Source organism: Bacillus sp. FSL R5-0523 (assembly GCF_037975295.1).
Taxonomy (GTDB): domain Bacteria; phylum Bacillota; class Bacilli; order Bacillales; family Bacillaceae; genus Bacillus; species Bacillus subtilis.
Genome location: NZ_CP150251.1, coordinates 4,025,118 through 4,039,555 on the forward strand (window position 1 = coordinate 4,025,118; position 14,438 = coordinate 4,039,555).

The following is a 14,438-nucleotide window of genomic DNA, read 5'->3' on the forward strand; positions in this document are numbered from 1 at the left end:
GTCACTTATGAGCATGAACAGTTCATTGGTATACTAATCACCGATTATGGAGAGAAGGAATGATTGTATGCCAGCAAATAAAAAAGAAGGCCTTATATTTGGCGTGATGATGTGCTTTGGAATGGTCTGCGTCATGTCGATTTACAATGCCATCATCAACGGAGCCATTCAGGATTTTTCACTGGTGACCGTTTTTGAAATGGTCATCGGTTTTATGGTCGCCCTCCTGTTAGATTTACTGTTAGTGGGCCCCCTCGCCAAGAAGATTGCATTCCGCATGCCGTTCGACAAGACTAAAAAAATATATGTCATCCTTGCCATGTCAACTTGTATGGTGATCGGCATGGTGCTTTGTATGTCTGTGTTCGGTTTAGTGACAGCGGTTCTGGCAAATGGGCTGAACGGAGACAGCCTCTTCAGCACTTATCTTATGATTGTGTTGAAAAATTTCATCCTGGCCTATCCATTGCAATTACTGATTATGGGCCCATTAGTCAGAGGGATTTTCATGAAATTTGTAAAACCAAAGCTCACAGCTGCAGTTTAACTAGAAAAGGGGTGAGCCTGACGCTCACTCCTTTTTCTAACGAATCAAATGTAAAACAAGCTCCGCAAAAGCCTCTGCGGCAGGCAGCTGCCATTTTTTCTTTTTGAGTAACAGATGTGAGTAAATCGGATCAAGGGCTTCAGCATGATGAAGGATTTTCAGCTTCCCCGCCTCCACTTCTTCTTTCACTGTGATATAAGGCAAAACGGAAAATCCAAGCCCGCTCATGACCGTTTGTTTGATTGCTTCGATACTCCAAAGCTCCATCGTTTGAAAACCGCTGATGTCATGCTTCACAAGGTATCGTTCAAACATCGACCGGTAACTGCAGCCCTCTTCATTTGTGATAAAGAAATGGCTGCTGTTTTCTTGTTTATAGTCATCAAAATGATCCGGCCCATCCATACTGCCCACAAGGACGATCTTTTCCTCGGTTAACGTGTAATGAACGCATTTTTCGATATGAATGTCCGGATAGACCATTAACGCGACATCGACCCGTCCGCTTAACAACTCCACCTGATTTTGTCCGCATGTGCCGTTGCTTAAGATGATTTTGACATGAGGATATTTCAGTGAAAATTCCCTTATGATCGGTCCAAGTCTGGAAATGGTTAACGACTCAGGTGCCGCTACTTTCAACACACCCTTAACTTCGTGAACGTTTTGCATATTCTTGATTTGTTCATGGGTTGATAGTAAATCCTCGGCTAAAGGTATCAATTCCCTTCCTAAAACAGTCAGTCTTAAACGCCTTTTCTCGTACGTGAATAACGCCCCTCCGATCTCCTGCTCCAGCGCTTGGACATGAGTGGTGATCGTGGATTGCGTATAGCCTAGCTTCGCCGCGGCGCCTGTATAGCTCCCCTTTTCTACGATGGTCTGAAACGTGATAAGATGTCTGATCTCCATACGATTTCTCCTTTTATGATCTATTGAAAAAAATGATAATGACTTTTTATATTTCAATTTTATTTATAGATATCATTATCATACAATAAAAACTGCCCCGTACGACATTAGTAAATGAAGGTGATGTTATGAGTATAATAGCTTTTCTTTCGTATGTGATTTTGACATCCATTACGCCTGGCCCGAGCAACATCTTAATGATGAATGAAGCGCGGCGGTTTGGCTTTATAGGGTCATGGCGTTTCAATAGCGGCATTTTGGCAGGTTTTGCAGTCCTTGGGATTCTCAGCGGTGTATTTACGATAGGACTATACAATTGGATTCCGGTTGCAGAACCATACTTCAAAATAGCAGGTGCAGTCTATCTGCTTTATTTGGCATGGCAGGTCGGCATGTCCAAAAAAGCAAAGAAGGATTCTGAAGATGTGCATTCTTCTTTTCTATCAGGTTTTATTTTTCAAATGATCAATGTCAAAAGCATTCTGTTCTTCTTAACATTGATGAGTGCATTTATCCTTCCGTTCCAGCATTCAATGACATCGGTCATTCTTTATCTCACATTAGCCATCATTCTCGGCTGGCTGGCGCTGCTGCTATGGTCAGGATTCGGCTCTGTGTTCAAAAAACTCTTTGACAAATACGATAAAGCATTTCGCACTATTATGTGTTTGCTGCTTGTTTACTCTGCCGTCAGTATTTATCTGTAGCACCTGTAAATCTATCTTATAAAGCAGGTCATCTAGTGATTGTGATGATTTTCGTTATTTCGATTACCTAAAAGGAGGGAATTCATCTTGATCAAACGAATTGATCATCTGGTGTTGACTGTACAAAACCTTCAAGAAACGATCGACTTTTATACATCTGTTTTGGGAATGGAAGAAGAAACATTTGGCGCAGGCAGAAAAGTCTTGTGTTTTGGCAATCAAAAAATCAACTTGCATGAGGCCGGTCATGAATTCGAACCTAAAGCCAAGCACCCGCTCCCGGGATCTGGCGATTTATGTATGATCACGGATGAACCCATCAATAAAGTGATGGAGCATCTCAAGAAAACAAACGTCAATGTCGAGGAAGGCCCAATAAAAAGAACCGGTGCACTCGGCCCGATTCAATCTGTCTATATAAGATACCCCGATCAGATCCTCATTGAGATATCGGAGTATATTTAAATTCCTCTCTAAACATACCAATTCATTTGGTATGTTTTTTTTACTTCCATTAATCCCTATACCTTACCACATAGTTTTTATACAATTCTTCGTTATAAAGAATTTCTTCGCCATGTGAAGAGCAAATGAGCGTTGGTTTGATTTGATCTATGATTGAGCCGCTATCAATGTTCTCATTTATATCAACACTGAATCTTCTTATAGGTGGGTGTAAATCCTCCTTACTTGTGATAAAAAGGTCACCCGTTAAAAGAGTACGATCGATTTTATGATAATACACGACATGACCCGGAGAATGGCCAGGTGTTAAATAGTATTTCAGAGGCAGGTGAGCAAGCGTTTGCTCCGTCAGCGGCTGGACAACATGGGCTACCCCTGTGTTCTCCACTTCATTTTTGTTCGGATATGGCTCTTCCCCATTGATGTACTTTAGTTCTTTCTGGTGCGCAAAAATCGGAATATCAAATCTCTCTAACCATTTTGATGCACCTCCGATATGATCACTGTGGCCATGAGTAAGCAAGATGGCTTTTGGATCGCCGATCGCGAGTGCTGCCCTAATTTGAGCATCAGCAAAACGTTCTATTCCCGTATCAACAATATAAACATCATCACCATCTTTGATAAACCAAGTATGAACCGGAATACGAAGAGGCACATCAAGCTCAAATTCACATTGATAGACATGTTCTGATAATTGTCTCAAGTTCACGCAAACCACTCCCTTTGGAGATTTTTGATAGTTCAAAAGTAAACAGAAGTGAACGGCCAGCGGACTGGTATCCTTGAGAAGGAAACGCCGATTTTCGCCAGCATCAGCTCAACTTGTTAACGTTGTCCATTAATAATCCCTTTTGTTCCCCTTCTTCACATATTCCCAATCACGTTCTATATTCTTCCTCACTCTATGAAGGAGTGCAGAAATGGTTTCCTTTTCCTCTGCAGTAAAACCGGACAAGGCCACTTCCGTGGAATGTTCTCCTTCTCTTCTTAACAATGGATATACCTTTTTTCCTTTCTCAGTCGGGAACAGTTTTTTTATTTTTTTATTTTGCTCATCCGGCAGTTTTTGAATAAATCCCTGCATTTCCAGCTTCTTAATGGCCCGCGCGGCCGTTGTCCGGTCCACTTTTATCATTTCCGCCAATTTTTCTTGAATAATTCCCGGATTTTCGTATATACGTACGAGATAGAGATACTGCCCTCTTGTTAAGTCCAAATCTTTAAATTCGATGTTGCTTATGGAATCCAACGCTCTTGCTATCATGCCGATCTCACGCAAAATATCATTCATTCCTAAAACCCCTCACGTATTTTTGTTGCAATTACAACAAAAATGTTTTACCCTTACTATTATAAGACCACATGCGTGCTATACAGTCCAGACTAATATCAGAAAAGGATTGATTCATAATGAATATAAAAAGAATAACAACTGAAGCTGATTTACATGAAGCTTTGAATATTAGAAAGACGGTTTTCATTGAGGAGCAACATGTATCTGAATCCGAAGAGTTCGATGAATTTGATACGCTCCAGGAACAATGCCAGCATGTCTTGGTATATTATGAGAATCAGCCTGTCGGCACGGGCCGTGTGCGCATCGTTGACCATACAGCAAAGCTGGAAAGAATCTGCATCCTAAAACCTTACCGTAAGTATGGATTGGGGAAAGTCATCGTAAGCGGGTTAGAAGAAATCATAAAAGAAAAAGGACTGACTGCATGTAAGTTGCATGGTCAAACACAAGCAGCAGGCTTTTATCAAAAACTGGGCTACCAGATTTCTTCACAGGAATTTATGGAAGACGGCATCCCTCACGTCCTGATGACAAAAGAAATATCGCGGATTTAACATGAAATATATTTTTTACGGATTAGGCATACTCATATTAAGTTTGGGCATTTCCTTAACCATACAATCAGGACTGGGCACATCACCCTTCGATGCCCTTTTGGTTGGTCTGTCAAAAGAAATCGGACTTACCGTAGGAAGTTGGGAGGTCCTTATTTCTGTGCTCCTCTTATTCTGCAACGCTATGTTAACGAGAAAAAAACCTCTTTTGCTGGGCTTGATTACAGCATTCATTACTGGAATAGGCATTGACCTATGGTTGTTTGTTGTAAAAAACACCATCTATCTAAACGCGTTGTTAAGCAAACTGATTTGTTTCGGAATTGGTTTGGTGCTCATCGGTCTTGGAACAGCCATCTATCTTCAAACGAAATTCGCATCAACACCCATCGATCATTTAACACTTATTATCCGAGATCTCTCCAAAAGAACAATCTTGTTTTCAAGAACATTGGTATACGCTCTTTTCTTAGTATTAGCCAGTATCTTTAAAGGCCCTATCGGCATCGGAACCCTATTAACCGTCTGTTTAGGAGGAATGCTCCTTCACGTTTTTATGCCTATTGTGGAAAAACAATTCTTATCAAAGAATAGAAGGGGTTAAAAAACCTCTTCTTTGAAAAAACGAAACGCAAAACAAGCTACGTTTCGTTCAATAATTTTATGATAAATTAAAATTTATAGTACCAAAAAATCGCAATTTCATTTGCTGTTGGAAGATTGGAATAAAGCATCGTATCAACTGCACCTATTATAAATTGATGTTTGGCATAAAAATGACAAGCTGAAACATTAATATCTTGTGTTTCAAGCATAAGGCCACAAAATTTATTCTCCTTTGCCCACTCAATCGCTTTATGTAATAATGCTGTTCCAACGCCTTTTTTTCTATAGTCTTTTGCAACGGCAATGTCCTCTATTAGTGCATACCCATTCCAGTTAGAACGAATCTTAATCCGGCCGATGCAGTTGTTTTCAACATAATATAAAAAAACCGCTTTTCCCTCTTCTTCAACATAACTAACATCCATTTCATCATCTACATATTGTTTAAAATAAAGTTTAGAAAATCGTTCCTCAGTATATGTCCAAACACCGTTTTCAAAAGCAGGTATCATTCTCCCAAAAACAACGAAAGGTTCATTTGGTTTATTGAAATCTTTCATATTCAATTGAGTCATTTTAATGATCAAATCAATCTCCGCCAATCGAGATAATATTTAGTAAACTCGTTTCGATACTATTCAATAACAGCTTCCAAAAGTGCACTCTTTAAGAGAACAGCAATAGATAAGACATCCATTACCTTATATATAAATTTCACTATCGTAATGAAGTATTTCATCAAAGGATTGTGGTACAGTAAAAAAGAATAGAAACAAGAGCAAAGAAGATGATCCCATGCCCACTAACAATAAACTCAATGAGAAATATCATCCTTCATTCAACTCGCCCACAACCCTGTTGAATAGTACCCATGGAGAGAGGAAGCTTTGACACAGCTTCTGCCATTGGTGACATCTCTATTGAAGTATCCAAAGGACAACCAAGGATCGCTCTTTGGTTTTTCCTAGAAGAAATTAGAGTGAATAAAGGAGTGATTGAGTATGTTGACAAGAGAAGATATCTTTAAACACGTCAAAAAAAAATACGGTACATCGCCTGATTATCCGTGGGGGAAATACCCAAACTATGCTTCTTTGAGACATACATCAAACAAAAAATGGTACGGTCTTATCATGAATGTTCTCCCAGAAAAATTAGGCTTGGATGGTCATGGCGAAATAGATATTCTAAATCTAAAATGTCCCCCTGAAATAAGTGATAGCTTAAGAAACGAGGAAAATATCTTACCCGGATATCATATGGATAAGGAACATTGGATTTCAATTGTTTTAGAACGGACAGATCCAGAAGGCGAAATCTATAACTTAATCGAGCAGAGCTTTCATTTAACCAAGTGAAGATAAAGAGTGTTCCTGCTAATCAAGCTGCGAAGAGTAGTGGGCACTTTCATTTTAGGATACTGTTCTTCACTCTGTCCACAAATGCAACTTAGTTCATCTAGTGCGAGAGTGGGAGAAGAATTTCAACCAACTTCTTATGTAAAAGGATGAATAGTTATGACAAATAACTTAAAACAGAGAAGAATCATTTTAGATTTAGCAGTTACTTTAGATGGTTTTATTGAAGGAAAAAATGGAGAAGTTGATTGGTGTATTATGGACCCTGATATGGGGTTTACTGATTTTTTAAATCAAATTGATACTATTTTATATGGTAGAAAAAGCTACGATTTATGGGGACAATATATTCCAAAAAATGAAGACCCTGATACAGAAAAGGAACTTTGGAAATTGGTTCATAGTAAAAAGAAATATGTTTTTTCCAGAACACAAAATGAGATTGATAATCAAGCCATATTTATAAATGATAATATTCTTGAAGAAGTAAATAAATTGAAGAAAAAGTCTGGCAAAGACATCTGGCTATATGGTGGAGCGAGTCTCATTACAACTTTTATAAATTTGGGGCTTGTTGATGAATTTAGATTATCTATTCACCCTGTTGTTTTGGGAGAAGGAAAACCGTTGTTTATTGATGTAAAACAGAGGATAAATTTAAAAATGGTGAATACAAGAACATTTTCCTCTGGCGTTGTGCAAATCGTTTATCATTGGAATGGCTAACATTGTAAAGTAACACTCGACAGTAATCCTTCTTATTGAACTAAAGGGGAATCCATAAATAATGGGTTCCCCTTAATATACTATGGAATTATCAATATCAAATTTTCTGTAATAAAAGAGGATTGAAAAGGACGGTGTCTCCTCCATTAACATCATTAAGCATTATAGTATATTTTCTTCTCCCTCTTTTAAGTAATCGGCTAAGTTTTGTGTTTATAAAAAAACGAAAGAAGGTGATCCAATGCCTACTAACAATAAACCCAATAGATTAATCGCTGAGAAATCTACTTATTTTACTTCAACATGCTCATAACCCTGTGGACTGGTTCCCTTGGGAAGAAGAAGCATATGAAAAAGCGAAACGCGAAAACAAGCCTGTTCTCGTCAGCATCGGTTATTCGACTTGCCATTGGTGCCATGTCTCTTAAAATAACCATAAAAGGCAACCAGTTTAGGTTGCCTTTTAATAATTTTATTGCAAATTTTTAGAAACCTAGATTCAAAAACTTTTTCTCTTCTAATTTAAATACTGTTGTTTTTTCTTTTGATTCATTCCATTTTATCTTGACCTCTAATTTGTGTCCCTTAATATCTTCCTCGGGCATATAATCAAAAGTTGAAACGTGATTAGGTTTTTTTTCACCTTTTTTTAATTGTTCACCATTATATTCAAATAGATGGTAAGGGCTAACTTCTACTCTCCAAACGATAGCTAGCCTTGGCCTATTCAAAAGAACATTGTCATTTATGCAAATTAGGAAACTAATTTATCATAACTAGCCTTCCATTAAACGTTTTAACTTAAGCTCAGTTTCAGTATTCTCAACTGGAGTATAGACGCTGCACCTTAAATCAGTATCCCCATGCACTTGTAATGAAGTCAGATTAAACAACATTTTACCTGCCTTAGCATGACGAAACTCAATTAATACTTCAGGAGCAGAGCTAATCTCATTTTCATTCCAAATTTTACGGAACTCAGGATATGCCTGTTCCATTTCTTGTATAAATTGCTCATACCAGTCATCAGCCACATACTGTCCATAATACGTTCTAAATATTGCGATATATCCTCTAACAAAATGCTCCCAATTCACTGCTAAACTTTTAAATTCCTTTCTTGCGAATAGTAAGCGTATTATATTCCTTTCTGCCGGATTGATTTGTTCAAAATCCAAAAATACATTAGCTGCTGCTTGATTCCACCCAACAATCTGACTTCTTCTATCTGATATAATCGTTGGGCAATAACGAAGTTCCTGCAAAATTTTTACTAAAGCCGGACTGATTTCCTTCTCTTTCTCATTTATAAAGGGTTGTTTCACTCCTTCCTCTAACGCTAGAGCATACAAATATCTCCTTTCATCGTTATTTAATTGTAATGCTCGAGAAATAGCATCTAATACCGAAGTAGACACTTTTATATCTCTGCCTTGTTCTAACCATGTATACCATGTAAGACTTACACCGGCTAGTTGAGCCACTTCCTCTCTTCTTAAACCTGGTGTTCTTCTGCGGGTTCCCACAGGTAAACCAACCATTTGGGGAGTAATTTTCGAACGTTGGTTCTTTAGAAATTCTGATAAAGCTTGAAGTCTTGTTTCAGGTTTCATTAAGATCCCCCTTTAAAATAGTATTAATTATACTAGGATAAACAACAACTTGTAATAGGATAACACAATAGTTAAAGTTGATAAAAACAAGGAGGAATGATCATGAAAAGAGTTGTCATTACTGGAATGGGAGTTATTTCTCCACTAGGAAATGATGTAAATAGCTTTTGGAATCAACTAGTTAAAGGACACTCGGGAATATCTCTAATTGATTCCTTTGATACTGCTGATTATAAAACCAAGATAGCTGGAATTGTTCGTGATTTTGATGCAGATGAAATATTAGGGAGAAAAGAAGCAAAACGATTAGATCGTTTTAGTCAGTTTGCCTTAGCAGCAGCAGCACAAGCATTAGAACATTCACAATTACAGTTAGATAAGGTTGATCTTGAACGTTTAGGGGTATATGTTGGTTCAGGAATCGGAGGCATACAATCACTTGTTGATAACGTAAATGTATTAAATAAACGAGGTCCCGGAAGAGTGAGTCCAAGCCTTGTACCAATGATGATTTCAAATGCAGCTGCGGCTCAAATCAGTATTAGATTAGGAGCACAAGGCCCGTCATTATCACCAGTAACGGCCTGTTCAATCGGGAACACCTCTATTGGTGAAGCTTTCAATGCTATCCGAAATGATGAAGCAGATATTATATTTGCCGGTGGAGCAGAAGCTGCAATCACACAGTTGTCTTTGGCTAGTTTTGGAAACGCCCATGCTTTATCTACAAGAAACCAAGAACCAAGTCGAGCCAGCCGTCCATTCGATACAGATAGAGATGGCTTTGTTATGAGTGAAGGCGCAGGTATCTTAGTATTAGAATCATTAGAAAACGCTATTCTTAGAGATGCGCCGATATTATGTGAAGTAGTGGGGTACGGAGCTAGTTCAGATGCTCATCATATGGTAGCATCACATCCAGAAGGCAAAGGTGCTTACTTGGCAATGAAAAAAGCACTAAAAAGTGCTAACATATTACCAGATGAAATTGATGTTATTAGTGCTCATGCAACAAGTACACAAGTAGGTGACCGTTCTGAAGTTCTAGCTATCAAGGAATTATTTGGTGAACATTCACGTAAAATTCCAACAACTGCAAACAAGTCAATGACTGGGCACATGCTTGGTGCTGCTGGCGGAGTAGAAGCAATTGCTTTAGTGGAAAGTTTGAGACGGGGAATGATTCCGCCAACTATTAATGTAGAGAATCAAGATCCAGATTGCGACTTAGATGTTGTATCAGAAGCGAGACATCTCCCATTGAAATATGGGCTATCAAATTCTTTTGGTTTTGGCGGACATAATTCAGCAATCGTGTTAAAGCATTACGATTGAAGACCCGTCTTTATAGTTCAAAGGTGAAATAATGAATCTATCAAGGGTTTATAGCCCTTGGTTTTCATTATGGAATACCTCACAGACAAATTATGATGGGCCTCAGCTATCTGGTATATTAAATGGAGGAAAGAGAAAACTTTAAAAAACAGTTAGAAAGAAGGTGATCCCATGCCAAGTAAACCCAATAGATTAATCAATGAGAAATCACCATATTTACTCCAACACGCCCACTACCCAGTAGACTGGTTCCCTTGGGGAGAAGAAGCCTTCGAAAAAGCAAAACGCGAAAACAAGCCGGTTCTGGTCAGCATCGGTTATTCGACTTGCCATTGGTGTCCAATACATACTTATTTGATTTCATAAAAAAGTTGCCAATTAAGGAATATCTCAATTGACAACTCAATGCAACGTCATCTGCATTTTTTCCAAAAATGGGTTGTTGTTATTTAAGCTTGGGATCTATATCACAGATAAAAGGGCAACCAATGCTAAAATAGCTGGAAGTCCTTGTTTCACAATAATTGATTTATTGGATGTGAAACCTCCGAAAATGGCTGCTACTACCACACAAATCACGAAAAATAATTGAACCATATAGCCAATTGGGTTGAGCCCAAGTATAAGTCCCCAAATGAGACCAGCGGCTAGAAATCCATTATATAAACCTTGGTTTGCAAACATAACTGCTACGTTTCGATCTCCTTCTAAATTCATCGGTAATTTGAACGCACGTTTTGCCACCTTTGAATCAATAAAAAACATTTCAAGGATCATAATGAATAAATGTTCTAATGCTACGATCGACACTAAAATAGCTGCGATTATTTCCACATTACTTTCTCCTCTCTACTCCCTAAAATCAGTTTTATATTCCATTATACATTTTTTAACAGGGAAAGTGTAAAGCACATCCTTTACCGATAGATAGAAGCATGACTGTACATAGCGCTCTTTTTCTTTTGATAAAGCCACCATAATAGCTAAATCATATTTTCTAATATAATCATTGTCCCATTACTGACATGTACTTGGTGCCAAGTATATTAGAGTAACCGCCTAACTTAATTGCATTTCAACATTCTTTTATAAGAACAATTGAGATGGCTAGTTCTCCATGTTTTATAATGAACTCCGGCTTGATAAAGTTTTTCTATGATTTGATTTTTATTTTTCCATTTCTTAATCAGCAGAACTCTCGGTTTGTAACACCTTATTATTGCCTTTTAAAATCCTTTGCATAAATAATCTCAACTTTTTGACTGCTTTCTTCGTATTCCCCTTAAAATTTAATAATCACCTTCCCTTTTGGCCGTCCATTTGCGACCAGTTCTAGCGCTTCATTTACGTTGTCTATGGCAAATTGTGTTGGATGAATTGCTGGAACAATGTTGTTTTCTTCAATGATTTTGGTAATCTCTTTAAGTTGTGCGCCGTCAGAACGAACGAAGATAAAATGGTATTCCACGTTTTGTTTCTTGGCTTTGCGATCATACTTTGCACCAGCAAGGGAAAATAGCATTTGTTTCCACAATGGGAAATCTCGGTCTTTTCCGAAACGTTTATTTGGTCCTGTACGGAGAGAGAGCAATCTTCCGCCCGATTTGATGATACTCAATTCACTGTCGAATTCTTTAGGTCCCAGTGTATCAATCACGTAATCCACATTCGACAACAAGTCAACATAGTTTTCTGTTGTATAATCCAAATATTGGTCTGCACCCATTTCCAAAGTGCGTTCGCGCGCTTCTGAGCTGCCGCTAACAATGACATTTAGGCCCATTGCCTTTGCGATTGGTACAGCCATTTGACCAAAGCTGCCTGATCCACCTGGAATGAAGACAGATTTACCTGACTGTGCCTCAAGTTCTTCATGCAGGCCTTGATACGCTGTGAGTCCAGCCAGTGGTGCAGCAGCGGCTTCCACGTAAGACAAATTTTTTGGCATGGGTGCAATTGCGGCAGCGTCAATTGCGGCATATTCCGCAAAAGCACCAATTTTTTCGAGGGGTAGACGTGTATAGATGGCATCTCCTACGTGAAATTCTGTTACATTTTTTCCGACTTTTTCGATAACTCCTGTCAATTCATTACCAAGTGTTAATGGGAATTCATAATCTTGAATCAGTTTCACGCTGCCTGTAATAATTAACATTTCTAGTGGATTGACTGCCGCAGCTTTGACCTTTACCAAGACTTCGTTTTCATCGATTTCTGGAATTGGAATGTCATTGACTTTGGCATGGATATTTTTTGAATACTTGGTGATCTGAGCTGCTTTCATGAGTGTTTTCATATTTTTATCAGCATCCTCTATCATATTACACTTATTAGGTTTTTACTTTTTTATATAATCGTTTAGGTGGAGGGGAATCTTACTTTAAGCGAAGTCTGACTTCCAATTTTATGATTAACCCGCCACCTAAACATTCGTTAATTTTAGAACGAACATTCTCAAATGATTAAATTTTTTAGGACCGATACTATAAATAAATGTTTCTCATCTTCCTAGTGTTATTGATATAGAGCATCGTTATATAGATTTAATAACTTGAAAGATTAGATTACATCTCTAGAATCGGATAGATTTGATCTCTTAATTGAAATTCATAGTTTTCGTCTACAATTCCTACTACTTGATTACTATCATAAAGCTCCATCATAAAACTCGCCACTTGCTCAACTGTGTGGTACATCGGGATATTTGCTTTGTAATCAAATTCTTTCGTATCAGATGCATTTTTCATGAATTCTGTTTCCGTGATTGCTGGTGCTAAAACTTTCACCTTCATTTTCGCACCTTTGCGTTCCAGTTCTTTTGCAAGCCCTTCTGTAAATGCACTAACAAAGTATTTAGATGCAGAATAAGTAATACTGCCAACAGCAATAGCATATCCGAGTGCTGATGATACGTTAATTAACTGGGTTCCCTCTACATCCGAATAATCACGTACAAATAGTGTAGAAAGAATCGTTAAGGATTCTACGTTGACACGTAACATGGTTTCCACTTTATCTAATTTCTGATCCGTGACAGAAGAAGATTCACCAAGCCCGGCATTATTAATCCAAGTCTCAATTTGATATTCCTTTAAATTGTCATACAGTGTGTATGCCTGAGCTGTGACAGATAAGTCACTTGTACGAATCATAACATCCAAATCAGGATTAATATTCTGAATTGTTGATTTAAGCTCTTCTAATTTATCTAATCTTCTAGCTACAATAATTAAGTTTTTGCCGCGAGCAGCTAACGCTAATGCTGTCTCATATCCTATACCTGAGCTTGCTCCTGTAATAACTGTATACTTCATATTATTCTCTCCTCGAAAACAAATTTTTTTAATTAGATCATCCATATAACAAAATAGATTCAGTCTAATGTCGACAAAGTCAAATCAATAATGTTTTCTAATTTTTCCTCATCATTTGTCATTTTTGCTAATACTCGTATCCCTACGAGTGAATTATGAATAAATTGAGAAAGCCCTTTGATGTCATAGTGTTTAGGAATTTCTCCTTGTTCTTGGCCATGTTTTAGCAGATCAAATAATAATGCTTCCGCATTTATAAAAATCTCTGTAATTTTCTTAGCTACTTCTTCATCTATTAGGGATAATTCAACAGCTGCATTAACAGCTAAACATCCTTTTGGATGATTTTCTTTTGGGTAAATAACCATTTCAAATAATTTTCGTATAGCCTGCTTAACCGTTAATTCTGTTTTCACTTCATTCTTCATTCTTACTTCCATTACTTCTACATAGTGACATAAGGCTCGCATAAATAAAGTATGTTTGTCGCCAAATGTATCATAGATACTTCTGCGGTGAACGCCCATATGGTCCACCAAGTCTTGCATGGATGTTTTTTCATAACCCTGTTCCCAGAAAAGCTTCATTGCTTTTTTTAATGCTAATTTTTCATCAAATTCTTTATTTCTAGCCATGTAATCCCACCTTAGAACGTATTACCTCTTTATTCTGAGAAAGGACTGAAAATCATTGATGCATTCATCCCTCCCTCATTCCTAATCATTAAAGAATGATCATTCTCATTTGAGTAGCAAAACAGTTAGATCTAACGTGTTTCAAGTATATCAAATTTGAGAACGATCGGTAAAGAATTTAGAATTAACCATGTGTTTTTTATATGGCTATGTGTGGCTATTACCTGAATTTTAACGAATATCGCTCCTTCTTATTTTTATCAAATCAGTTCTGTAATGTCATTGGTGCCAATACATATTTTATTTTTTTAAATTTACCACTCCCGACTAAAGGTAACGTGGATATCGAGTAATTCATAATTTCAT

The 14,438-nt window shown here is 37.6% G+C and carries 17 protein-coding genes and 2 pseudogenes; 10 read left to right on the plus strand and 9 right to left on the minus strand.

All coding sequences use genetic code 11. From position 1 onward, the window contains the following. The first annotated feature begins 67 nt into the window (after positions 1–67). On the plus strand, positions 68–547 hold the full coding sequence (locus tag NYE53_RS20640) for a DUF2798 domain-containing protein (RefSeq protein ID WP_339246610.1): 480 nt from the start codon (positions 68–70) through the stop codon (positions 545–547). Positions 548–583: 36 nt separating this feature from the next. Here NYE53_RS20640 and NYE53_RS20645 read toward each other — a convergent pair whose 3' ends face one another. Further along, positions 584–1,459 carry a LysR family transcriptional regulator gene (locus tag NYE53_RS20645; RefSeq protein ID WP_339246612.1) on the minus strand — a complete coding sequence of 292 codons (876 nt, stop codon included), beginning with the start codon at positions 1,457–1,459 and terminating at the stop codon, positions 584–586. A gap of 128 nt (positions 1,460–1,587) precedes the next feature. Between NYE53_RS20645 and NYE53_RS20650 the strand changes: the two genes are divergently transcribed. After that, complete coding sequence (locus NYE53_RS20650; protein ID WP_339246613.1) at positions 1,588–2,166, plus strand: LysE family transporter; 579 nt, start codon at positions 1,588–1,590, stop codon at positions 2,164–2,166. An 87-nt stretch (positions 2,167–2,253) separates the two neighbouring features. Then, positions 2,254–2,631 carry a VOC family protein gene (locus tag NYE53_RS20655; protein ID WP_339246615.1) on the plus strand — a complete coding sequence of 126 codons (378 nt, stop codon included), beginning with the start codon at positions 2,254–2,256 and terminating at the stop codon, positions 2,629–2,631. A 49-nt stretch (positions 2,632–2,680) separates the two neighbouring features. Here NYE53_RS20655 and NYE53_RS20660 read toward each other — a convergent pair whose 3' ends face one another. Together NYE53_RS20660 and NYE53_RS20665 are read right to left on the minus strand one after the other, a co-directional pair. Beyond that, positions 2,681–3,343, minus strand: a complete 663-nt coding sequence (locus NYE53_RS20660) for an MBL fold metallo-hydrolase (protein WP_339246618.1) — start codon at positions 3,341–3,343, stop codon at positions 2,681–2,683. A 129-nt stretch (positions 3,344–3,472) separates the two neighbouring features. Beyond that, positions 3,473–3,925 carry a MarR family transcriptional regulator gene (locus NYE53_RS20665; RefSeq protein WP_217019865.1) on the minus strand — a complete coding sequence of 151 codons (453 nt, stop codon included), beginning with the start codon at positions 3,923–3,925 and terminating at the stop codon, positions 3,473–3,475. 119 nt (positions 3,926–4,044) lie between these two features. Here NYE53_RS20665 and NYE53_RS20670 point away from each other — a divergent pair, with 119 nt between their 5' ends. After that, complete coding sequence (locus NYE53_RS20670; protein ID WP_339246621.1) at positions 4,045–4,485, plus strand: GNAT family N-acetyltransferase; 441 nt, start codon at positions 4,045–4,047, stop codon at positions 4,483–4,485. Position 4,486: 1 nt separating this feature from the next. After that, positions 4,487–5,089, plus strand: coding sequence for a YitT family protein (locus NYE53_RS20675; RefSeq protein WP_339246624.1), 603 nt, complete (start codon positions 4,487–4,489; stop codon positions 5,087–5,089). Between the two features lie 67 nt (positions 5,090–5,156). Here the strand turns inward: NYE53_RS20675 and satA are convergent, their stop codons facing one another. After that, on the minus strand, positions 5,157–5,678 hold the full coding sequence (satA, locus tag NYE53_RS20680; protein ID WP_339246626.1) for a streptothricin N-acetyltransferase SatA: 522 nt from the start codon (positions 5,676–5,678) through the stop codon (positions 5,157–5,159). Between the two features lie 414 nt (positions 5,679–6,092). Between satA and NYE53_RS20685 the strand changes: the two genes are divergently transcribed. The 3 genes and pseudogenes from NYE53_RS20685 to NYE53_RS20695 form a co-directional block, all read left to right on the plus strand. After that, positions 6,093–6,449, plus strand: coding sequence for an MmcQ/YjbR family DNA-binding protein (locus NYE53_RS20685; RefSeq protein ID WP_339246629.1), 357 nt, complete (start codon positions 6,093–6,095; stop codon positions 6,447–6,449). Between the two features lie 159 nt (positions 6,450–6,608). After that, positions 6,609–7,175 (plus strand): dihydrofolate reductase family protein, encoded by a 567-nt coding sequence (locus tag NYE53_RS20690; protein WP_015715072.1) that lies wholly within the window; start codon positions 6,609–6,611, stop codon positions 7,173–7,175. Between the two features lie 241 nt (positions 7,176–7,416). Then, positions 7,417–7,588 (plus strand): annotated as a pseudogene (locus NYE53_RS20695) (DUF255 domain-containing protein); the annotation flags it as partial. A gap of 363 nt (positions 7,589–7,951) precedes the next feature. On the opposite strand, the gene NYE53_RS20700 reads toward NYE53_RS20695, so the two are convergent. Further along, positions 7,952–8,788, minus strand: a complete 837-nt coding sequence (locus NYE53_RS20700; protein WP_339246631.1) for a helix-turn-helix transcriptional regulator — start codon at positions 8,786–8,788, stop codon at positions 7,952–7,954. A gap of 102 nt (positions 8,789–8,890) precedes the next feature. Here NYE53_RS20700 and fabF point away from each other — a divergent pair, with 102 nt between their 5' ends. Both fabF and NYE53_RS20710 read left to right on the plus strand, forming a co-directional pair. Continuing rightward, entirely contained in the window at positions 8,891–10,123 is a 1,233-nt protein-coding gene (gene fabF, locus NYE53_RS20705; protein WP_339246634.1) for a beta-ketoacyl-ACP synthase II, read from the plus strand. Between the two features lie 171 nt (positions 10,124–10,294). Further along, positions 10,295–10,459, plus strand: a pseudogene (locus NYE53_RS20710) (DUF255 domain-containing protein); the annotation flags it as partial. Between the two features lie 126 nt (positions 10,460–10,585). Here NYE53_RS20710 and NYE53_RS20715 read toward each other — a convergent pair. The 4 genes from NYE53_RS20715 to NYE53_RS20730 all read right to left on the minus strand — a co-directional run bounded on the left by NYE53_RS20715 (position 10,586) and on the right by NYE53_RS20730 (position 14,072). Continuing rightward, a complete protein-coding gene (locus NYE53_RS20715) occupies positions 10,586–10,957 on the minus strand; it encodes a DUF1304 domain-containing protein (protein WP_339246636.1) in 372 nt (123 codons plus the stop codon). A 448-nt stretch (positions 10,958–11,405) separates the two neighbouring features. Next, positions 11,406–12,419 (minus strand): NADP-dependent oxidoreductase, encoded by a 1,014-nt coding sequence (locus NYE53_RS20720; RefSeq protein ID WP_339246639.1) that lies wholly within the window; start codon positions 12,417–12,419, stop codon positions 11,406–11,408. 268 nt (positions 12,420–12,687) lie between these two features. Next, complete coding sequence (locus tag NYE53_RS20725; RefSeq protein WP_339246642.1) at positions 12,688–13,437, minus strand: SDR family NAD(P)-dependent oxidoreductase; 750 nt, start codon at positions 13,435–13,437, stop codon at positions 12,688–12,690. Positions 13,438–13,496: 59 nt separating this feature from the next. Continuing rightward, positions 13,497–14,072, minus strand: coding sequence for a TetR/AcrR family transcriptional regulator (locus NYE53_RS20730; RefSeq protein WP_339246644.1), 576 nt, complete (start codon positions 14,070–14,072; stop codon positions 13,497–13,499). Positions 14,073–14,438 lie beyond the last annotated feature (366 nt).